At 65.8% G+C, this 21315-nt stretch carries 18 protein-coding genes; 11 read left to right on the forward strand and 7 right to left on the reverse strand.

Annotation, left to right across the window (positions count from 1 at the left end; translation table 11 throughout):
- Positions 1-177: 177 nt before the first annotated feature.
- The 4 genes from trmB (at position 178) to CH306_RS06525 (ending at position 7001) form a co-directional block, all read left to right on the forward strand.
- Positions 178-936, forward strand: a complete 759-nt coding sequence (gene trmB / locus CH306_RS06510) for a tRNA (guanosine(46)-N7)-methyltransferase TrmB (RefSeq protein WP_094630552.1) — start codon at positions 178-180, stop codon at positions 934-936.
- Between the two features lie 14 nt (positions 937-950).
- Entirely contained in the window at positions 951-1637 is a 687-nt protein-coding gene (locus CH306_RS06515) for an NYN domain-containing protein (RefSeq protein ID WP_230596976.1), read from the forward strand.
- The gene (locus tag CH306_RS06520; RefSeq protein WP_094646059.1) at positions 1638-4763 is read left to right on the forward strand and encodes an MMPL family transporter; all 3126 of its coding nucleotides are present in this window, start codon (positions 1638-1640) and stop codon (positions 4761-4763) included. It abuts the gene before it with no gap.
- A gap of 84 nt (positions 4764-4847) precedes the next feature.
- Positions 4848-7001 carry an MMPL family transporter gene (locus CH306_RS06525; RefSeq protein WP_094646060.1) on the forward strand — a complete coding sequence of 718 codons (2154 nt, stop codon included), beginning with the start codon at positions 4848-4850 and terminating at the stop codon, positions 6999-7001.
- Positions 7002-7158: 157 nt separating this feature from the next.
- On the opposite strand, the gene CH306_RS06530 is transcribed toward CH306_RS06525, so the two are convergent.
- The 3 genes from CH306_RS06530 to CH306_RS06540 all read right to left on the reverse strand — a co-directional run bounded on the left by CH306_RS06530 (position 7159) and on the right by CH306_RS06540 (position 10938).
- A complete protein-coding gene (locus CH306_RS06530) occupies positions 7159-9078 on the reverse strand; it encodes a DUF2339 domain-containing protein (RefSeq protein ID WP_179272784.1) in 1920 nt (639 codons plus the stop codon).
- A 75-nt stretch (positions 9079-9153) separates the two neighbouring features.
- Complete coding sequence (locus tag CH306_RS06535) at positions 9154-9804, reverse strand: DUF1707 SHOCT-like domain-containing protein (RefSeq protein WP_094646061.1); 651 nt, start codon at positions 9802-9804, stop codon at positions 9154-9156.
- 21 nt (positions 9805-9825) lie between these two features.
- Positions 9826-10938, reverse strand: a complete 1113-nt coding sequence (locus CH306_RS06540; protein ID WP_094646062.1) for a glycosyltransferase — start codon at positions 10936-10938, stop codon at positions 9826-9828.
- Positions 10939-11047: 109 nt separating this feature from the next.
- Between CH306_RS06540 and CH306_RS06545 the strand changes: the two genes are divergently transcribed.
- A complete protein-coding gene (locus tag CH306_RS06545; RefSeq protein ID WP_032396662.1) occupies positions 11048-11437 on the forward strand; it encodes a hypothetical protein in 390 nt (129 codons plus the stop codon).
- Positions 11438-11439: 2 nt separating this feature from the next.
- Here CH306_RS06545 and CH306_RS06550 read toward each other — a convergent pair whose 3' ends face one another.
- The 4 genes from CH306_RS06550 to CH306_RS06565 are packed head-to-tail and all read right to left on the reverse strand — an operon-like array spanning position 11440 to position 14719.
- Positions 11440-11661 carry a hypothetical protein gene (locus CH306_RS06550; RefSeq protein WP_032396663.1) on the reverse strand — a complete coding sequence of 74 codons (222 nt, stop codon included), beginning with the start codon at positions 11659-11661 and terminating at the stop codon, positions 11440-11442.
- Between the two features lie 37 nt (positions 11662-11698).
- Positions 11699-12358, reverse strand: a complete 660-nt coding sequence (locus CH306_RS06555) for a response regulator (RefSeq protein WP_032397249.1) — start codon at positions 12356-12358, stop codon at positions 11699-11701.
- Complete coding sequence (gene macS / locus CH306_RS06560) at positions 12355-13524, reverse strand: MacS family sensor histidine kinase (protein WP_094646063.1); 1170 nt, start codon at positions 13522-13524, stop codon at positions 12355-12357. The genes CH306_RS06555 and macS overlap by 4 nt, the downstream gene beginning before the upstream one ends.
- Complete coding sequence (locus CH306_RS06565) at positions 13511-14719, reverse strand: AI-2E family transporter (protein WP_094646064.1); 1209 nt, start codon at positions 14717-14719, stop codon at positions 13511-13513. Before CH306_RS06565 ends, macS begins: the two co-directional genes overlap by 14 nt.
- Positions 14720-14861: 142 nt before the next feature.
- Here CH306_RS06565 and CH306_RS06570 point away from each other — a divergent pair, with 142 nt between their 5' ends.
- From CH306_RS06570 to CH306_RS06595, 6 genes are all read left to right on the forward strand, one after another.
- Positions 14862-16337 (forward strand): adenylate/guanylate cyclase domain-containing protein, encoded by a 1476-nt coding sequence (locus CH306_RS06570; protein WP_045200526.1) that lies wholly within the window; start codon positions 14862-14864, stop codon positions 16335-16337.
- A gap of 9 nt (positions 16338-16346) precedes the next feature.
- Positions 16347-17477, forward strand: coding sequence for a lysylphosphatidylglycerol synthase transmembrane domain-containing protein (locus CH306_RS06575; RefSeq protein ID WP_094646065.1), 1131 nt, complete (start codon positions 16347-16349; stop codon positions 17475-17477).
- 106 nt (positions 17478-17583) lie between these two features.
- Positions 17584-18135: a YceI family protein gene (locus CH306_RS06580; protein WP_032396667.1), complete on the forward strand. Its 552-nt coding sequence runs from the start codon at positions 17584-17586 to the stop codon at positions 18133-18135.
- A 148-nt stretch (positions 18136-18283) separates the two neighbouring features.
- Positions 18284-18667, forward strand: a complete 384-nt coding sequence (locus CH306_RS06585) for a DUF3054 domain-containing protein (protein ID WP_176459091.1) — start codon at positions 18284-18286, stop codon at positions 18665-18667.
- Between the two features lie 150 nt (positions 18668-18817).
- A complete protein-coding gene (nhaA, locus tag CH306_RS06590) occupies positions 18818-20134 on the forward strand; it encodes a Na+/H+ antiporter NhaA (RefSeq protein ID WP_045197296.1) in 1317 nt (438 codons plus the stop codon).
- Positions 20135-20177: 43 nt separating this feature from the next.
- Positions 20178-21275: a serine hydrolase domain-containing protein gene (locus CH306_RS06595; protein WP_218829665.1), complete on the forward strand. Its 1098-nt coding sequence runs from the start codon at positions 20178-20180 to the stop codon at positions 21273-21275.
- The last annotated feature ends 40 nt before the right edge of the window (positions 21276-21315 follow it).

Here is a 21315-nt window from a genome sequence, read left to right on the forward strand (position 1 = left end):
TCGAGAGGCGACGCACAGCCCCCTGCTGCGGCACCGATTCTGGCACATGTGGGCGCTCACGAGCCGACCGTCGGGAATTGCATCGTTGTAATTAGCCGGGCTCGTCCCACCGCTGATCAGCGGTGGGACGGTAAGTCTCAACTTCAACTCGAGACCCACCTGTCACACGCCCCGTCGATGCGCGACAATGGACCGGTGAACGAGCCCCAGGACCCCTCTGTCGACACCGAGGACAATGCCGTGAAGACCCAGGAACGGGGCTCACGGCTGTACCCCCGCGTGACGAGTTTCCGCTCTCGGCGCGGAGCGCTGACCGAAGCGCAGCAGACCACCTGGGACAACCTGTGGCCGCGCATCGGCCGCGACGTCGCCGACGAGCAGATCGACATCGACGCCTGGTTCGGCCGCAGCGGTCCGGCGATTCTCGAGATCGGCTCGGGTACGGGCACCGCGACCACGGCGATGGCCTCGGCCGAGCCGCACGTCAACCTGATGGCCGTCGAGGTCTACCGGCCCGGCCTGGCCCAGACACTGCAGCAGATCGAACGCGAAGGCATCGAGAACGTTCGGTTGCTGCGCGGTGACGCGATGGACGTGCTCGAGAACATGCTGACCTCGGAATCGTTGACCGGCGTCCGCGTCTTCTTCCCCGACCCGTGGCCCAAGGTTCGACACCACAAGCGTCGCCTGCTGCAGGGTCCGACGTTCGCGATGATCGCGGATCGATTGAAGCCCGGCGGCGTTCTGCACGTGGCAACCGATCATGCCGAATACGCTGAGTGGATTGCCGAGGCCGGGAACGCCGAGCCCGGTCTGACCGTTCTCGATTGGGAGTCGCCCATGACACACGAGCGACCGGTGACCAAGTTCGAGGGCAAGGCACAGCTGGTCGGTAGCTCGGTGACGGAATTGATCTGGGGAAAGAAGACAGCATGAGCGTCAGTACGGACATGCCCGACACCGTGGTCGACCCCTCAGAACTCGGCGCACTCGGTGAATCGCGCCACAGCAAACGCGTCCTGCTGGTGTGGGACGCCCCGAACCTGGACATGGGACTCGGCGCAATTCTCGGTGGCCGACCCACCGCTGCGTACCGTCCGCGCTTCGATGCCCTGGGCCGATGGCTGCTCAGCCGCACTGCCGAGCTCTCCACCTCCGGCACCGCGACGCTCGAACCCGAGGCCACGGTGTTCACCAACATCGCCCCCGGCAGCGCAGATGTCGTCCGACCCTGGGTCGAAGCATTGCGTAACGTGGGTTTCGCGGTGTTCGCCAAGCCCAAGGTCGACGAAGACAGTGACGTCGACGCAGACATGCTCGACCACATCGACTTCCGCAACCGTGACGGCGGCCTCGCCGGTGTCATGGTCGCGTCCGCCGACGGTCAGGCGTTCAAGGGTCCACTGGAGGCCATCGCAGCAACCGGAGTGCCCGTGCAGGTGCTGGGCTTCCGGGAGCACGCAAGCTGGGCTGTCACGTCGGACATCCTGGAGTTCCTCGACCTCGAGGACATTCCGGGCGTCTTCCGTGAGCCACTGCCACGGGTGAGTCTCGATTCGCTTCCCGACGAAGGTGCGTGGCTGCAGCCCTTCCGACCGCTGTCCGCCCTGCTCGTCGGGCGCCAAGGAGTTTCTTAAGTGTTCGCCAGATGGGGAGACATCGTCTACCGCCTGCGGTACACCGTTATCGGTGTCATGGTGGCCGGACTGCTGGGCTTCGCTGCCTACGGTCTCGATCTCAACAGCCATCTCAGTCAGAGCGGTTGGGACGATCCGACGTCGGAATCGGCCCAGGCTGCCCGTTTGGCGGACACGACGTTCGGTCGCGACAAGCAGGGTGACGTCATCGTCCTCTACACCGCACCCGAGGGCTCGACGATCGACGATCCCGAGTTCCAATCCAAGATCGTCGCCAACCTCGATTCGCTCGCCGCCGACCACCCGAACGAGATCGAGAAGGTCAACGGCAGCTACTTCCGCACGGCAACTGCCCCGAACCTCGCCGCCCTCGGTACCACCGACAAGCAACACGCGATCGCCAGCATTGCGATCGCCGGTGCCAACGACACCGAACTGACCAACAACTTCCAGGCCGTCAAGGACGTCTTCTACATCGACGGTGTGAACGTGCAGGTGACCGGCTTGCAGGCCGTCGCAGGCGCGTTGCAGTCGACGATGGCAGGCGACATCCACCGGATGGAATTGCTGGCCATCCCGGCAGTGGCCGTACTGCTGTTCTTCATCTTCGGTGGCGTCGTCGCGGCTGCCCTCCCGCTGATCATCGGTGGCCTGACAGTCGTCGGCGCCAACGGCATCGTGAAGGTGTTCACCAACTTCACCGAGGTCAACTCCTTCGTCGCACCCGTGGTCTCACTCGTCGGCCTCGGGCTGGCCATCGACTACGGATTGTTCATCGTCTCGAGGTTCCGAGAAGAACTGGGCGACGGCTACTCGACGCCACAGGCGGTGCGCCGCACCGTCATGACGGCCGGTCGCACCGTGGTGTTCTCCGCGACGATGATCGTCGCGTCCCTCGGTGGTCTGCTGCTGTTCCCGCAGGGCTTCCTCAAGTCGGTGGCCTACGGCTCCATCGCAACAGTGGCTCTCGCAGCTCTGACGGCCATCACGATCCTGCCCGCGATGCTCGCCATCCTGGGACCCCGCGTCGACGCCCTCGGTCTGAAGTTCATGCGCAAGACCAAGTCCAGCGAGGAGATCGAGAACGGCATGTGGGGCCGTCTCACTCGTTGGGTGATGCGCAACCCCGTCAAGGTCACCGTCCCGATCGTGCTCGGCCTGGTGCTCCTGACGCTGCCGGTCGGCAACATCAAGTTCGGCGGCATCAACGAGACCTACCTACCGCCCGACAACGTCACCCGCGAAGCGCAGGGCGAGTTCGATTCGCTCTTCCCCGGCCAACGGACCGAACCCATCAAGCTGGTGATCAGCAACGCGCAGGGTGCCAACCTCGCCGCGATCACCAATCAAGCGAACAATGCTCCCGGCCTGGTCGAGCAGTTCTCTCCGGTCGGTGCCAGCAAGGACGGGATCATCGTCTTCAAGGCAGGACTGGTCGATCGCAACGACTCCAAGCCCGCCATCGACTTCCTGCGCAGCATCGACGTGCCGGACGGAGCGTCCGTTCTCGTCGGCGGTACCCCTGCCATCGAGCAGGACTCCATCAGTGCGCTCATCGACAAACTTCCGCTGATGGCCGTGCTCGTGGTGTTCATCGTGACCCTGCTGATGTTCCTGACGTTCGGATCGTTGGTGCTGCCGATCAAGGCGGTGCTCATGACCGTCCTCGGTCTCGGGGCCACCATGGGCATCCTGACGTGGATATTCATCGACGGCAACGGTGCGGGGCTGATGAACTTCACTCCCGGGCCGATCATGGCTCCGGTCCTGGTGCTGATCATCTCGATCGTGTTCGGCTTGTCCACGGACTACGAGGTGTTCCTGCTCTCTCGTATGGTCGAAGCGCGCGAAAAGGGCGCGAGCACAAGCGAAGCCATCCGTATCGGAACCTCGCATACCGGACGCATCATCACCGCAGCGGCCCTGATCCTCATCGTCGTGACCGGGGCGTTCGCGTTCTCCGATCTGGTGATGATGAAGTACATCGCCTACGGCATGATCGCGGCCCTCATCATCGACGCCACCCTCATCCGCATGTTCCTCGTGCCCGCCACGATGAAACTGCTCGGCGACGACTGCTGGTGGGCCCCGCAGTGGATGAAGCGGATTCAGCAGAAGCTCGGACTCGGCGAGACCATCCTCGAGGACGAACTGCTCCCCATGGCGGACGTGCCCGAGCTCGCTCTCGCAGGCGGTGCACCGTCGAGTACGGTCGCGCCGCCGATGCGTCCGGCACCGCGCCGCAGCGAGCCGCTCACCGAACCCATTCCCGTGGTCGCACCGCACGGCGGGGGCCCGATCCGAGCGACCCACGCGGCGAAGGAAGAATCCCGACGCAGTGTGACAGGGCGTCCGGCCACCCCACCCGAGCCGACCCGTGCGGCTCCCGCCACGCCTGCGGCACCGGCTGCTCGACCTACCCCGACTCCCCCTCGGACCCAGGCCGCTCCGCAGGAACGACCGGCTCCCAGGCCTGCCCCGAGCCGGCCGGTTGCGCCGCGGCCGACCGTCGAACCGGAACCGACCCAGGCAGCGGAGGTCGTCCGGCCCGCACCGCCGGTCAACCCGGTGGCAGCTCCCCCGTCGGCGGAGCCGCCCCGCGCACCGAGCGCACCGCGTCCACCCGTAGCGCCGCCGAGCCGAACCCGGGCCGCACGCGCGCCTCGCGCCGAGGAACCGGATTCCCGTTCCATCGAGAGCTGGCTCGCCGACCTGCGAGCACCCAGCGCATCACCACCCCCGAGCACACCGCGCAACGGTTCGACCGCCAACGGGTCCGATCACAACGGATCGAACCACAGCGGTGCGAACCACGGCGGTAGCGACGAGACCGGCTCCCGGCAGAACGGTTCCGATCGCAACGGCCACAGCAACGGGTCCGAACGAAACGGCACCGACCGAAACGGCACCAACGGGTCCGATCGCAACGGCACCGAGCAGACCGGAACCGAACGCAACGGCAGCAACGGATCCACGTCGAGCGAGCCACGGTCCGAGAAGCCGTCGGGCCGCCGATCCGCACCGACCACCGAGGGTGGCGACAGCGGTCGTCATCGCGGCGGCGAGAACGGACAGGTGCTCAGCGTCAGCGAATTGCTCGCACGCGAGCGCAACCGTTCACGCTGACGCTCGTGTGATCGGCTAACCTCCCTGAGCCGAGGTTCACTCACGTGGCGGCGGTAGTCGCGTGCATCCAGGGGGAGTACACACGTGTTCGTTCGATGGGGAAAGTTCGTCCACCGACTCCGGTACACCGTTCTCGGTGTCATGGTGGCCGGACTGTCGCTCCTGGCCGCGTACGGCTGGGATCTCACCGACCACTTGAGCCAGAGCGGCTTCGACGATCCGACGTCGCAATCCGCGGCTGCGAACAACCTTGCCGAGGCGACGTTCGGCCGTAACACCGAGGGCGATGTGATCGTCCTGTACACCGCGCCGGAGGGCTCGACCATCGACGACCCGGCGTTCGACGCTGCGGTCGTCGGCAGTCTCGATTCGCTGGTGGCCGATCACCCGGACCGCATCGCGAAGATCAACGCCAGCTACTTCCGAACTGCCGAGGCCCCGGTGCTGGCGGCGCTCGGAACCACCGACAAGCAGCACGCCATCGCGAGCATCGCCATCGTCGGTACCGACGACACCGAGCTGACCGAGAACTTCCAGGCCGTCCAGAACGCGTTCTACATCGACGGCGTCGACGTACAGGTCGCCGGCCAACAGGCCGTGGCGGCCGCCCTGCAGTCGACGATGACCGACGACATCCATCGAATGGAAATCCTTGCCATCCCGGCGGTGGCAGTGCTGCTGTTCTTCGTGTTCGGCGGCGTCGTGGCCGCTGCGCTGCCGCTCATCGTCGGCGCGCTGACCGTCGTCGGCGCCAACGGCATCGTGAAGCTGTTCACCCACGTCACCGACGTGAACACCTTCGTTGCACCGGTGGTGTCGCTGGTCGGACTCGGCTTGGCGATCGATTACGGACTGTTCATCGTGTCGCGTTTCCGAGAGGAACTGGGCGACGGCCGGTCGACGCCTGATGCCGTCCGTCGATCGGTCATGACGGCCGGTCGGACGGTGGCGTTCTCGGCGACGATCATCGTCGCGTGCCTCGGTGGTCTGTTGCTGTTTCCGCACGGGTTCCTGCGGTCGGTCGCCCTGGGTTCGATCGCGACGGTCGCTCTCGCGGCACTGAACGCGATCACCATCCTGCCGGCCATTCTGTCGATTCTCGGCCCACGCGTCGATGCCCTCGGCCTGGCGTTCATGCGCAAGACCAAGTCGTCGGAGGAGATCGAGAACGGCATGTGGGGCAAGCTCACCACCTGGGTGATGCGCAACCCCATCAAGGTGGTCGTCACCATCGTGCTCGGGCTGCTGGCGTTGACGCTTCCGATCGGGAACCTCGCGTTCGGCGGCATCAACGAGACGTATCTGCCACCGGACAATCCGACGCGGGTGGCGCAGGAACGGTTCGACGAACTGTTCCCCGGCCAGCGCACCGAGCCGATCGAATTGGTCATCCAGAACGCCCAGGGGTCGAACCTGGCCGCCATCACCACCCAGGCGAACAACGCACCGGGCCTGGTCGAGCAGTTCACCCCGGTCGGTGCCAGCAAGGACGGGATCATCGTCTTCAAGGCCGGACTCGTCGATCGCAACGACGCAGCGCCCGCCATCGAGTTCCTGCGCAGCATCGACACTCCTGAGGGCACCTCGATGGAGGTGACGGGAACGCCTGCGATCGAACGGGATTCGATCGATGCGCTGGTCGATCGTCTACCCCTGATGGCGGTGCTGGTCGTCATCGTCGTGACCGTACTGATGTTCCTGACGTTCGGATCCTTGGTGTTGCCGATCAAGGCGGTGCTGATGACGACCCTCGGGCTCGGTGCCACGATGGGCATCCTGACGTGGGTCTTCATCGACGGCCACGGCGCGGCGTGGCTGAATTTCACGCCCGGGCCGATCATGGCGATGATTCTGCTGTTGATCGCCGCCATCGTGTTCGGGCTGTCCACCGACTACGAGGTGTTCCTACTCTCCCGCATGGTCGAGGCACGCGAAAATGGCTCCAGCACAAGCGAAGCCATTCATATCGGCACTTCGCACACCGGTCGCATCATCACCGCGGCAGCATTGATCCTCATCGTCGTCACCGGAGCGTTCGCGTTCTCGGATCTGGTGATGATGAAGTACATCGCGTACGGCATGATCGCTGCCCTCATCATCGACGCCACCGTCATTCGCATGTTCCTGGTGCCCGCGACGATGAAATTGCTCGGCGACGCAAGCTGGTGGGCACCGGCGGGTATGAAGCGCATGCAACGCAGACTCGGACTGGGCGAAACGGCTCCGAAAGACGACTGACGCGCCGCCGCCCCACCACGCGTCAATGGACCATTGCACCGCCGAGACGTATGCAATGGTCCATTGATGCGGTGTGGCCGGGCTCGGGTCGGACGCGTGAATGGACCACTGCACTCCTCAGACGTATGCAATGGTCCATTCACGCGGTGTGGGGAGGTCAGGAAGACACTGCCGCATTCTCTCGGTCCGCGAACACCTTCGCGTAACGGGTGCCCGCGATCAGCAGCAGTAGTCCCACTGCGATGAAGGCGATGACTCGGAACAGTCCGTCCAGGGCGACGAGGTCGAACAGGAACAGTTTTGCGATGGCCGCCGCGGTCAAGGACAGTCCGGCCAGCAGTGCCAGATGCGCGTGGGTGACACTGCGCAGCCCGAATGCCAGGAGTGCGAAGGCTGCGATCATCCACTCGATGGTCGCCGCGGTGTGGCCTGCAGTGAATCCCGTTGTTTCGCCACCGATTCCGATGCCGAGGGTCACCGTTGCCGCCGTCAGGCCGTACAGCGCGAGTACGCCGGAGACGATGCCGAGGGTCCGCAGTCCGTCGTCGACCGGTTTCAGTTCGGCCAGCACGTACGCGAAGGCGAATGCCGTTGCAGCGAGCAGGATTCCGCCCAGGGCGATACCGACGCTGCCCACTGCGTGATCGGAGTCCAGCAGCGCCTGCGGCGGACTGACCGAGACGAACATCAGTGCGCCGATCACGCCGAATCCGCTGCCGATCGAGTATGCGAGTGTCGAGCGGGTGCTGTGGGCCACCGCGATCAGTGCCGACGCGACGGCGAACAGCACCACCGGGCGAATCTCGAGGGTCGTCGACTCGACTGCGGCCTGCAGCGTCGCCAGCGCTCCGATCACCGCGACGGCGATGCGAGCGTGCCCTGGCAACCACCTCACCAGAATTACGATCGCCACGGCTGCAGCAGCAAGAACCAGTTGGACAGAGACGGTCGCGGCGCGATCGAAAACGTCGGCAGAGACCAGCACCGGCACAGACGCGAGAGCGATCATGACGGTGGCGACCACATCGGAGACGTTGCGGCGCAGCAACTCCAGTGAGGTTCCGATCCCGAAGACGGCCACCGACACGACGGCCAGGAGCAGCCAGAGGTCGCCGGTGGATCCGGACAGATCGACACTCGCGATGGCAGCCAGCACCGCACCGACGAGGGGTACGGTCCGAACGACCTGCAGGAGTGGCCAATTGCGGCCGATCTGAGCCGGAAAGCTGGCGACGTACGTGGCGATGAGGAATGCGATCAGGGTCAGGGTGAGGCCGTCGGTCAGCACCGGTCCACACACCGCGACACCGGCGAGAATCAGCACCGCCATCGGCTGCGACGTCCACTGCACTGCGAGTGCCGTTCCGGCTGCGGCAATTCCGAATGCGGTGATCAGCCCGAGTACGGGATCGAGCCAGCCGTACAGGACGGACGTCGCGAGTACATCGAGGTACAGGCCCGCGATGCCGGTGGCGGCGAGGGCTATTCCGCCGATGCGTCCGCCGGAGCGGCCGAACACTCGGACACCTGCACCGATCAGCGCGAGTGAGAACACTGCGCCCGCGGCGACCCGCAGCGTAGGGCCGAACCACCCGGCCTGTGCGGCGAGGACGAGCAGCATCACGACACCGACGAGGGTGACGCCTGCGCCTGCGACAGCCAGCAGACGACTGATGACACCGTCACGCTGCCACCACGGTTCGCGCGGCGGAGCCGGCGGGCGAGGCGCGACGACCGGTCCACTGGGTGGTGCGGGGTAGGTCATGGTGGGCTGGGGCCGAGCTGCCTGCTGCCCCACCGGCTGACGGACGATGTGGCCGAACGGCTGACCGTAGGGCTGCGGAGGCAGCGGTGGCAGCGGTGGCAGCGGTGGTGACGCCACCGGCGGCGCAACGGCAGGAGCTGAGGGTGCCGACGCCTGCCGCGTGGGAGCGGGAGCCGTTGCGGCACCGAGCTGGGACTGCAGGTTCTGCAGGTCGACGGCCACCTGGCGCATGTGGTCGCCCAAGGAATCGAAGCGGCTGGACAGTCGCGCGACGAGTTGCGGATCCAGCCCGGAGCTCTGGGGAGAAGTCATGGGTTAGATCCTGCGACCGTGGCGGCCGGAAAGCGTGAGTAGTGCTACTCGGATTGCTCGAGTAGAAGCGCCTCGCTAGCCGAACATACGACGGATCGAGCTACCGAAGGGATGCTTGGCGGTCACCGAACCCAAGCGAACCTTGCCCGAGACCACGAGATGCAGCGGCCCGTACGGAGGCCCGGTGCGGACCTTGTTGGTGGCGCTACCCGCCACCGTCTCGACGCGGTTGAGATCGACTGTCGCTTCGGTGGGCACGATCAGTGTCACGGTGCTGCAGTAGTCGTCGACGTGGATCTCGACCACCTGCGTGGACATGACCGCCTGGGTGAAGTCGAGTGTCACCGTCGACATGCGGGTGGAGACGCGCATGCTCGGCGGCACGTTCCACGGTCCCTTGCGGGTGATGGTGGACATGGTGCCGCGCAGTGTGTCCGACGCGCCGCTGCCGTGTCCCCAATGCTCGTGAACGACGCGGCGCGCCGTCGGTTGCGAGGTGGGCGCGGGAAAGGGCTTCGGTGCCGGGCGATGTTCCTCGGCGATCTGCATCCCGGGCAGGTCGGCGAGTACCGAGTTCAGTTCACCGCGGGTCTTCGACGCCAGTGCGGTGTCCATTCGCTCGGTGAACTCACCGAGCGACAACATGCCCTGGCCCACCGCGCGCTGCAGAAGCTGCCCGACGTGTTCGCGTTCGGCATCGGACACTCTCAGATCCCTCGCCTCCATGGGTTCAGGGTAGCGAAGATCTCAGGCTGCGCGACCGCCGAGAACGGAGAGCATTCCGGACACCGACGCCGGCCATCCGAACTGTTCGGCGCGCAACCTGGCGGCGGTGCGGCGGCCGTCGACCGGTAGTTCGAGTACTCGTTCGATCTCGGCGGCGAATCCGTCTGCGGTGTTCTCGGAGGATCCGCCGCAGTGTGGGGTGACGATCTGCGCCAACGCCGAGGTCTCGGAGACGACGACGGGGGTGCCCGCGGCGAGCGATTCCAACGCAGCGAGGCCGAACGTCTCGTGTGGTCCCGGTGCGAGAGCGATGTCCGCAGAGGCCAGCAGGGCTGCGACGGCCGCTCTGCCGTCGACGAAGCCGAGGAAGTCGACGGGTAGGCCGCGGGCACGTCGTTCGAGGCCGGCTCGGCGGGGGCCGTCGCCGGCGATGATCAGCCGCGCCCGCATTCCCGAATCACACAGCGCAGCAAGCGAATCGATACTTCTCTCGACGTGCTTCTCCACCGACAGCCGGCCGCAGTGCACCAGCAGGCGATCGGCGTCGCCCAACCAAGCCGACCGGTTGCCCACGTGCCGACGCCGCGGATGGAACAGGTCGAGGTCCACGCCGAGCGGCACTCGGTGCACGTTGCGCACTCCGATGCGTTCGAATTCCTGCTGCGCGAACTCCGTGGTGCACACGACGGCGTCGTACTGCTCGGCCGTACGCCGATTGGCCAGGTCCGCGATGGGGCGAGCACAGCGCATCGGCATCGTCTGCGCGAGCAGACGGTCCAGACGTTCGTGAGAGATCATCACGCTGCGTACGTCTCGGCGCGCGGCCCAGGCACCCATGCCGCGCAGTGTCAGTCGGTCCGATACCTCGATCACGTCGGGCCGCAATCCGGCCGCCACCGAGGACACTCGGCGCGGGTCGGCCACCCGATACCCACCGGTGAGCGGAATCCGCGGTGCCGGCACCTCGATGCGCACCACTCCCGACGGGAGCAGCGTCTCACTCCGTCGATCGCCCGGCACGATCAGAGTCACCTCGTGGCCGCCGGCCACGTACCCCGATCCGAGCTGGTCGACGGCCGTCCGCAAGCCGCCGGACCTCGGTCCGTAGAAGTTGGCCACCTGCACGATGCGCACCCGACCAGTCTCCCCAGCCGAGAGTCCGCCCGACGGCGCGGTGATGGACAGTGGCCGAACCCTCACGTAATTCTGTGTGGGGATCGCTACCAACGGGTAGGTGAGGCAGATGCGAGTAACACTGCAATCGACCGGTAACGCCCCCGCCCCCGAGGTCTGGGAACGCTACATGGAACCGACGGCCTGGAAGACCTGGGCTCCACAGATCATCGGCGTCGAGTACCGCGGTGAGCGCCTGGACGCCGACACCACCGGCCGAGTGCTGGGGCCGCTCGGGCTGCCGATCGACTTCCGGGTGCATTCGGTCGACGAGCGATCGTGGACGTGGGCATGGTCGGCCTGGTTCCAGAATCAGGCCATCGGGGTCGACCTGACGCACGGCGTCGTCTCACGACCCAACGGGACCAGGGCGTGGCTGACGATCGACGGCCCACTGCCACTGGTTCTGCCGTACGTCCCGATCGCCAAGTTCGCGCTCGGCAGGTTGTGCAGTCCGTAGCGCTACTCGGACCGTGTGACGGTCTTCTCCTCGGACTTGTCGGCCACGTCGGTCGGCTCGGGCGTCGGTAGCGAGGACTCCTCGCCCGACCCGTCCAGGTGGCCGTCGAACTCGTCGATAGCCTCGTCGCGCTCGGCACCGGTCTGATCGAGATCGGCGTCGACCCCCTTCGAGTGCTTCGCCGGGTCGACGGTGGTGTCCACTGCATTTTCGTTGTCGGTCATGGAATGCAGAGTGCCCCTCGGCTACCGACGCAAACCCTCACAGCCCTTTTTCGATGACGTATCGGGTCAGTTCGACGCGGTTGGCCAGCTGCAGTTTTCGCAAGGTCGCCTGGACGTGATTCTCGACGGTGCGATGGCTGAGCGTCAGTCGGGTCGCAATCTGCTTGGCGCTCAATCCTTTTGCGACCAGGCGCAGTACTTCGGTCTCGCGGTCGGTCAGCGTCGGGCGAGTGTCGGATGCAGGCTCGGGCGAGGACGACATCCGCCGGAACTCTCCGAGTACCAGGCCCGCGAGGCCGGGAGTGAACACCGCCTGCCCGGCCGACGTGGCACGGACCGCGTCGAACAGTTCTTCGGCCGATGCGCTCTTGACCAGGTAACCGGTCGCACCCGCCTTGATCGCGTCGAGCACGTCGCTGCGTTCGGCGGAGGCCGAGAGCACCAGGATCTTGGTCTCGGGCGAGGCGTCCAGGACGGCGACGGTGGCATCGGCTCCGTTGCCGTCGGGCAGATGCATGTCCATCAGCACCACATCGGGTGTGGTCGCTCGGGCGCGGCGCCCCGCAGCGGCAACGCCGTCCGCGGTGGCGACTACCCGGAATCCGGCGGCCTCGAGATCCCGGGCGACACCGTCGCGCCACATCGGGTGGTCGTCGACGACCATCACCGCGATGTCGGCATTCGCTTCCTCTGTCATTCCGGTCCCTTCGCTCGCGGAATGCGGATCTCCCATTCGGTTCCCTCACCCTCGTCGGTGTCGAGTATCGCAGTACCGCCGAGAGATTCGACGCGGCCGAGGATCGATTTCGAGACGCCCATCCGACCTTCGGCCTCGGCGGCGGCGAGCCGTCCGGCAGGGATTCCGCGGCCGTCGTCGCGGATACTGACGATCAATTCCCCGTCGACGTCCTCGAGCAACACGTAGGCCTTCGCATCGGCTCCCGCGTGGAGTTCGACGTTGGACAGTGCGGTGGCCACGACGGCGGCGAGTTCCTCGGCGACGTCGGATTCGACCAGCACGGGATCGGCGGGCGTCGAGACCGAGATCGATGTGCCCGCCTGAGTTCGCAGCAGCGCCCTGACGTCGACGATCGAGCCGGTGTGGTCGTCCCGAGGAGCTGCCTGTTCCGAGATCAGCACACGCAGAGCCACTTCCTGCTCGCCGGCCAGCTCGGCGAGTTCGGCTGCCGGCCCGCCTATTTCGAGACCACGCCGTCGTACCAGGGCCAGGACCTGCAGCACTCCGTCGTGCACCTGCCGGGCCAGCCGCTCTCGCTCCTCGGTGATCGCGGCCGATAGTGCTGCGCGGCGCAATTCTTCGTGGGCGCGCCTGGCGGTGTTCGACGCCAGTCCCAGTGCCAGTCCGGCCGAGAGCAGGACCGGGGCGGTGGCATCGGACCAGAGATCGGAGTCGAAGCGGTCGCGGACGAGTGCGCTGACCACCGACATCGCCACCCCCGATGCAATTCCGCCCTTGGGGCCCAACAGGATTGCGGCAGAGATGACGGCGTTGGTGGCCCACAGCGTGGTCGGCAGAGTTTGGCGGGTGCTGTACCACTCGTAATCGGCCACCAACCTCGTCGACGCCATCAGCGCGATGACGATGACCTGATCGGCGAGCACCACCTGCCAGCGTGGCAGTGATGCGCGTGCGAGCATCAGCGCCGATGCCCCGGACCACACGGCCATCAGAGCGACGAGGAACCAGCTCAGCCGCGGGTTGGTGTAATTGTCCACGGTCGCGGCCTGATAACTGATCGCGTAGACCAGTGTGATCAGCCGGAAAGCCTGCGAGGCCCGCCAGAGCGGGGTGTCGGGATCGGACGAGGTGAGCGTGGTCCGTACCCGGTCAGCCGTCCGCATCGGTCTTCGGACCTGCTGTCTCGGTATCGGCAGCCTCGGTATCCGGGGTCGTCAACTCTCCCTTGGCAAGCCGCTCAGGCACGTCGCTTCCGGGCGGAGTGTCCGGATTGCTCGGCTCGGCGGAATACAGCGGGTCGGGCACCTCGAGTTCCTCGTAGACCTCGTCCGGGTCGTCGGCGAGCAGCGACCGCACGGCGGTGTTGAGGACGGCGACGATCGGCACCGCCAGCAGGCCTCCGACGATGCCCGCGAGCAGAATGCCGACGGTGATGGACAGGACCACCGCCAACGGGTGCAGTCGCACGGCGCGGCCCAGCAGGAGTGGTTGCAGCACATGGCCTTCGAGCTGCATGACGGCCACCACTATGCCGAGGGTGATCACCGCGGTGATCAGGCCCTTGGTGACCAGTGCGATGAACACCGCGACGAATCCGGTCAGCACCGCACCGATGATGGGGATGAATGCTCCGATGAACACCAACGAGGCCAATGGAAGAGCCAGTGGCACACCGAGAATGGCCAGACCGGCACCGATCCCGACGGCATCGGCGGCTGCGACGGCAACCGTCGCCCTGACGTATCCCACCAGGGACCCGAAGCCCTGGATGCCGGCGGTGCGGATTCTTCTGCGGGCCGCGGTCGGCGCCAGTCGGGTGACGAACTGCCAGATCTGATCGCCGCCGTACAGGAAGAAGATGAGGGTGAACAGTGTCAGCAGTGCGCCGGTGAGAATTTCACCGATCACCGCTGCGGTCGTCAGGGCTCCGCTCGTAACGGCTTCCTGATTATCCTGAATGACCTTGACGAGGCTGTCGGTGGCCTGCCTGATCTGATCCTCGCTGATGTGCAAGGGACCGTTGCTGAGCCATTCTTCGATGCCGTTGATGGACTGGGTGAACTGGTCACCCACCTGCGGCAGGCCTTCGATGAACTGCTCGACGATGAAGGTCATGATCCCGGCGACTACGCCGATGCTGGCGATGATCACGACGATCACCGCGACGGCACGTGGCACTCCGCGTCGGTGCATCCAATCGACGACGGGAACGAGCATCGCCGACGCCAGGAGCGCCAGGCCCAACGGAATGACGACGGTGCTGAGCTTGGCCACCACCAGGCAGAACGTGATGAATCCGGCAAACAGGACAAGCAGTCGCCACGTCCATTCCGCGCTGACCCGCACCAGCGGATGCACCGAATCCGCAGCCGAAGTGGGGCCCGGGGACGCCCCCGTACCTTGCGCCCGCAACTCGTCGGTGCTCACCCGCTAAATTTAACCCGTGCTGGCATCTTTCCGAGCGGTCTCGCTCACCCTGAAGAGTCGCTGGCCGCTCTATATGCTCTCGATGCTCATCGCCAATGTCTTCGGTGCGGTCCTCGTGTTCGCCTTCGTGCGATACGGCCTGCCCATCCCCGAATCGCAATCGATCGTCGCCGACCGCGTGCGCAACGTGTACATCTTCGGGGCGTACCTACTGGTGGCCCTGGTCGTCAGCCTGATCTATGCGTACTTCCTCCTGCGGTCGGTGATCAGGTGGCAGCTCCGCGGCGGCCCACCCACCCGCAAGGAACAGATGACGACGCTGCACGCGCCGTTGCGTCAGGCGATCGTGCACCTCATCCTCTGGATCATCGGCGGCATCATCTTCGTGCTGCTGACCATCGCGGAGATGCCGTCGCTGTCCATCGCCGTCATCGTCACCGTCGGTATGGCCGCCACCGTGACGTTCGGATTCACGTACATGCTCGGCGAACGGATCCTGCGACCGGTCGCAGCACTGGCGTTGAGCGAGGGCCGATTCGACCGCACCATGACGCCCGGCGTCGGCACCCGCATGGCCATGACGTGGGGACTGGGCACCTTGATGCCCGTCATCGGCATCATCCTGCTGTGCGCCACGCAGATCACCACCGATCTGGTGTTCTCTCCCAACGCGCTCGCGGTGGCCATCATCCTGCTCAGCGTGCTGGCGATCGTGCAGGCGTTCGTGCTCTCGATGCTCACCGCGAGCCAGATCTCCGACCCGATCAGCCAGCTGCACCGCGCAATCGAGCGCGTTCAGCGCGGCGAGACCGACGTCGAGGTCGACGTGTTCGACGGCTCCGAGATCGGACGCCTACAGGTGGGCTTCAACCGAATGATGGAGGAATCGGCCGAACGACGCGTCCTGCGAGAGCTGTTCGGCCAACACGTCGGTGAGGACGTGGCGCGTCGGGCATTGCAGTTCGGAACCGAACTCGGCGGCGAGACACGATTCGTCGCAGTGCTGTTCGTCGACATGGTCGGCTCCACGGCCACCGCCTCCGAGCGCCCACCGGGCGAGGTCGTGGTGCTGCTCAACGAGTTCTTCCGAGTGGTCGTCGACGTCGTGGGACGTCATCACGGCTTCGTCAACAAATTCATGGGCGACGCGGCCCTCGCGATCTTCGGTGCCCCACTCGATCGTCCCGACGCCCCGACCGCCGCGCTCGCCGCCGCGCGCGAACTCAGATTCGCGCTCGACGAGATCACCGGCCTCGACATCGGCATCGGTGTATCCGCGGGTCTGGCCGTCGCCGGAAACATCGGTGCGTCGGAGCGCTTCGAGTACACGGTCATCGGAGACCCGGTCAACGAGGCCTCGCGACTCACCGAGCTCGCCAAACTGCGTCCCGGACGCGTCCTGGCGTCGACCTCGGCCCTGTACTTCGCCGACGACGAGGAACAGGAACAGTGGGAGCTGGGAGACCAGGTGCAACTGCGTGGTCGACGACGGGCCACCCACCTGGCCTGGCCGGTGGACTATCCCGATTCCTCATCGCGCGACAGTTAGTCTGACAGGGTGCCCGACCCCAGCTCCACCCGCGGACCCGCAGTGCGGCGTCCGCGAAACCGACTGCGGTGGGTCAAGTGGATCGCCGGAATCGCCCTGGTGGCGCTCCTGGTCGGCGAGGCAATCTATCTGTGGCCGCGGCTGCACGAATCCTGGACAGCCGTCCGCGAGATCCACTGGGGTTGGCTGGCGGCCTGCATAGTCGCTCAAGCGGTGTCGCTGAGCGCTTTCGGCAGGGTGCAGAAGCAGTTGCTCGACGCAGGCGGAGTGAAGGTGCGTCAGCGCAAGTCCGTGGCGGTCATCTACGGCAGTACCGCGATGGCGCTCACCCTGCCCGCAGGCCAGGTGTTCTCCACGGCGTTCACCTATCGCGAGACACGCCGCTGGGGAGCGAGCCCGGTCGTTGCGTCCTGGCAGTTGGCGATCTCCGGCGTCATCGCCGCGGCAGGACTGGCCGTGCTCGGCGTTGCGGGCGGACTGGTGGTCGGCAGCTCGTTCAACACGTTCACCGTGGTGCTTCCGATCGCAGGCGTCATCGCCATCGTCGCCGCCGTTCGCTACATCTCCGATCACCCCGAGTCGATCAAGACCGTCGCGCGCTGGGGACTGCGGAGATACAACGCGTTCCGCAACCACGAGCTCGACGCGGGTGCCGAGGGGATCGACAAGATCATCGGCCAGATCCAGTCCGTTCAGCTCGGCAAACGCGACGGGGCGCTCACCCTCTCGTGGTCGGCCGTGCATCGACTCGGCGACGTCGCCTGCCTGGCGTTCGCGTGCTTCGCCGTCGGCGCAGATCCGCGACTGTCCGGTTTGCTCATCGCTTTCGCGGCGGGCAAAGCCGTCGGATCCGTTCCCCTCGCACCCGGTGGCCTCGTCGTCGTCGACGCCACCCTCATCGCGTTCCTCACCAGCGCTGCCTCGATCAGCGCATCGCAGGCCGTCGCCTCGGCCCTGGTGTACCGCGGCGTGAGTTTCATCCTCGTCGCCATCGTCGGGTGGATCGTGTTTCTCGTGCTGTTCCGCAAGCACCAGCACGCCGATCTCGAGTTCGACATCGCACTCGAGCAGCAGGAGACCGCCGAGCTGCGACGTACCGAGGACATCCGCGACGCCAAGGGCGATCCGGAGACCGCGTAGCGTCACGAGCTGTGTTGTCCGTCACCTTCTGTTCACTCGGAATATATACGGACCCTGGTCCGCTTGTGTACTATCAGCATTGAAACTTCAACCCTTAGGAGTCCCCATGACCACCGCGATCGCACTTCCCGAGCTCACCGCAGGCACCTGGGTCATCGACCCGGCGCACTCCACCGTTGGATTCACCGTCCGCCACCTGGTGGTCAGCAAGGTCCGTGGCCGTTTCCAGACCTTCAGCGGCACCATCACCGTTGCCGAGGACGGCACGCCGTCGGTCGACGCCGAAATCGACGTGGCGTCCATCACCACCGACAACGAGCAGCGCGACGGCCACCTCAAGACCGCCGACTTCTTCGAGGTCGAGAAGTTCCCCACCGCGACGTTCAAGTCCACCTCGGTCAAGGCCGACGGCGGAGACTTCGTCGTCACGGGCGACTTCACCCTCCACGGCGTCACCAACTCCATCGATCTCAAGCTCGAGTTCAACGGCGTCAACGCAGGCATGGGCAACGGACCGGTCGCCGGCTTCGAGGCCAGCACCGTCATCAACCGCAAGGACTTCGGCATCAGCATCGACATGCCCCTCGAAGGCGGTGGCGCTGTCGTCGGCGACAAGATCACGCTGAACCTCGAAATCGAGGCCGGACTGCAGGCGTAAGTCCGCCTCGCTTCGTCCCCCTCTTCCGGATCAATGCGACTTCGTTGCAGTCCACGCGACTGACACCCACATCGATCCGCACCGGTTGGTCCCCCGAACGGCCCGCACCGCATTCGTCGGTGCGGGCCGTTCGCTGTCGGTGTCTACAGTGGTGCGCGTGAAGTTTCGTTCCCCAGTAGTTGCTGCCGTCATCGACCTGCTCATGGTCGTGCTGTTCGCCGCGATCGGTCGGCGCAGTCACGCCGAGGCCACCGCACTGTCCGGCCTGTTCCACACCGCCTGGCCGTTCGTCGTCGGTGCCGCCATCGGCTGGATCATCGCGTTCGCCTTGTACCGCAACAAGTTCGACGCTTTCCTCATCGTCCCGACGGGCATCGTCGTGTGGGTGATGACGGTCGCGGTGGGCATGGTGTTGCGTGCGGTGACCGGGCAGGGAACAGCCGGATCGTTCATCGTCGTCGCAACGCTGTCCACCGCAGTTCTGCTGCTGGGTTGGCGAGCGCTGGCGAAGTTCGTGCCGAGCGTTCGTTGACTGCAGAGTTCGTCGAGAACGGCCTCGGCGCGATAGGATGATCCACGGTGCGCCGGGAAGTCTGGTCGGCAACAACTCTGTGCTGCGTACCCACTGCCTGACATTCGGTCGGTTCGCAGCTCGACGAAGCTACCGAAAGGCGTTCTCACCGTGACAGATTCATCGACTCCACCCACACGATTGCCGCTGTTCTCCCGCGGCTCCTGGTCCGAGGCCGACCGCGTCGCGCAGATCCTTCGCAAGGAGACCGTCGGTGGAGCACTGCTTCTCGTCGCCACCCTCGTCGCACTGATCTGGGCCAACTCGCCCTGGTCCGCGGCATACGACTCGCTGATGAGCACCCGGGTCGGCCCCTCGGCGCTCCATCTCGATCTGACGCTCTCGACGTGGGCCGCCGACGGGCTGCTGGCCATCTTCTTCTTCGTCGTCGGACTCGAGCTCAAGCGAGAATTCGTCGCAGGCGACCTGCGCGATCCGGCACGCGCCGCGTTACCGGTGGCTGCGGCGGTCGGCGGAATGGCAGTTCCTGCAGTCATTTTCGTCCTGATCAACCTCGGCACCGGAGACGGAGCTCTGCTCGGCTGGGCCATCCCGACGGCAACCGACATCGCGTTCGCCGTCGCCGTTCTCGCCGTGATCAGCACCCACCTGCCGACTGCATTGCGAACCTTTCTGCTGACTCTGGCCGTGGTCGACGACCTGCTGGCCGTCAGCGTCATCGCAATCTTCTACACCGACGACATCAACTTCGTCGCGCTCGGCCTGACGCTGATTCCGCTCGCGCTGTTCGCCGTGGCCGTACAGATGCGCGTTCGCTCCTGGTGGATCCTGATCCCACTGGCTGTCGTGACGTGGGTTCTCATGCACGAGTCCGGCGTTCACGCCACCGTCGCGGGCGTGCTGCTCGGCTTCGCTGTTCCGGTCATGCGCAGCAAGGCCAACGGTGGCCCCGAAGCAGGCCCCGGACTCGCCGAGCACTTCGAGCACAAGATCCGGCCCATCTCCGCGGGCATCGCGGTTCCCCTGTTCGCATTCTGTGCGGCCGGTGTGACCGTCGGCGGATTCTCCGGCCTGCGAAGCGCTCTCACCGATCCGATCGCCATCGGCATCATCGCCGGCCTCGTCATCGGCAAGGCCGTCGGCATCTTCGGCACCACCTACCTCGTCTCGCGGTTCACTCGGGCCACACTGGATGCCGGACTGAAATGGCTCGACGTCCTGGGCGTCTCGATGCTCGCGGGTATCGGATTCACCGTCTCGCTGCTGATCGGCGACCTTGCCTTCGGCGAAGGAACCGAGCGCGACGACCACGTCAAGGTCGGCGTCCTGACCGGTTCGATCATCGCGGCATCGTTGGCCGCCATCATCCTGCGCAGCCGCAACAAGGCCTACCGGGACTTCCACATCGAAGAAACCCGCGACGACGACCACGACGGCATCCCGGACGTGTACCAGAACCGGAAGTAGCGACCGTTGGAATCCCGACCGCTCCGGTGACACGATGAGTTCCGTGAGCGGAACCGTGCGAGAGCTGTTGACCCGGCACATCGAGGACGGGCTGATGCCGGGGGCAACAGCGTTACTGGGTGGCCCTGACGCAGAACCCGTCGCGGTCGGATCATCGGCGGTCGGCGGCCCACCGATGGCAGTCGACGCCATCGTCCGGATCCAGTCGATGACCAAGATCGTCACCAGCGTGGCCGCCCTGCGTCTCGTGGAGGCGGGCCGACTGACGCTGGACGACGATGTCGTGCCCTGGCTTCCCGAACTCGCCGGCCTGCCGGTGCTCACCCGCCCCGACGCTGCACTCGACGACACCGTCGCTCGAGAGGGACCGATCACGTTGCGGCACTTGCTGACCAACACCAGTGGGTACGGAATTCAGATGGGAGACACCCCGCTGGCCCGGGCCATGAGGGACAACGACACCGAAGCAGGCCCCGCGCCGTCTCCGCTCGGCGCGGACGAGTGGTTGGCACGCATGACCGAACTTCCTCTGGCGTTCCAGCCCGGTACCGGGTGGCGCTACCACCACGGCTTCGCGATCCTCGGCATCCTCGTCTCTCGCATCGTCGGCCGGTCTCTGCAGGACCACCTCCGGGACGACCTGTTCACGCCACTCGACATGCCCGACACCGGGCTGTGGGTACCGACCGACCGATGCCACCGCCTGACGGCGGCCTACCGGTTGGAGAACGGGTCCTTGATCGAAACCGAACCCGCCGCAGGCGGGCCCTACGCGGGACCGCCCCCTGTCGACGTCAGTCACGGCGAGCTGGTGTCGACGGCGACCGATTTTCACCGCTTCCTTCGTGCGATCGAGACGTCGGTGTCGACCGAGCACCTGGAGCTGATGACACACGACCAGGTGCCTGCGTCGATCAAGACCGACGAGAGTTTCTACCCCGGCTTCTGGCCGGGAACGGGGTGGGGATTCGGCGTCTCGGTCGTCACCGACGGTGACCATCTCGGCCGGTACGGCTGGTCCGGCGGGCAGGGCACCGACTTCTTCGTCGACCCGGACGGGACCATCGGCATCCTGCTGACGCAGACCGAATTGTGCGAGGCCTCCTTCGCGCTGCTGTCGGAGTTCCAGGAACTGCGCTGAGTCGATTCGCAGCGCCTACAGTTGTCGCCGTGAGCGAGAA

Source organism: Rhodococcus sp. 15-725-2-2b, assembly GCF_002259075.1.
In the GTDB taxonomy this organism is placed as follows: Bacteria; Actinomycetota; Actinomycetes; order Mycobacteriales; family Mycobacteriaceae; genus Rhodococcoides.

Excerpts from the sequence above, each read along its gene's own strand:
- trmB (WP_094630552.1), top strand. The coding sequence starts at position 178 with ATGCGCGACAATGGACCGGTGAACGAGCCCCAGGACCCCTCTGTCGAC.
- CH306_RS06515 (WP_230596976.1), top strand. The coding sequence starts at position 951 with ATGCCCGACACCGTGGTCGACCCCTCAGAACTCGGCGCACTCGGTGAA.
- CH306_RS06530 (WP_179272784.1), bottom strand. The coding sequence starts at position 9,078 with ATGACTTCTCCCCAGAGCTCCGGGCTGGATCCGCAACTCGTCGCGCGA.
- CH306_RS06535 (WP_094646061.1), bottom strand. The coding sequence starts at position 9,804 with ATGGAGGCGAGGGATCTGAGAGTGTCCGATGCCGAACGCGAACACGTC.
- CH306_RS06545 (WP_032396662.1), top strand. The coding sequence starts at position 11,048 with ATGCGAGTAACACTGCAATCGACCGGTAACGCCCCCGCCCCCGAGGTC.
- CH306_RS06550 (WP_032396663.1), bottom strand. The coding sequence starts at position 11,661 with ATGACCGACAACGAAAATGCAGTGGACACCACCGTCGACCCGGCGAAG.
- CH306_RS06555 (WP_032397249.1), bottom strand. The coding sequence starts at position 12,358 with ATGACAGAGGAAGCGAATGCCGACATCGCGGTGATGGTCGTCGACGAC.
- macS (WP_094646063.1), bottom strand. The coding sequence starts at position 13,524 with ATGCGGACGGCTGACCGGGTACGGACCACGCTCACCTCGTCCGATCCC.
- CH306_RS06570 (WP_045200526.1), top strand. The coding sequence starts at position 14,862 with ATGCTCTCGATGCTCATCGCCAATGTCTTCGGTGCGGTCCTCGTGTTC.
- CH306_RS06580 (WP_032396667.1), top strand. The coding sequence starts at position 17,584 with ATGACCACCGCGATCGCACTTCCCGAGCTCACCGCAGGCACCTGGGTC.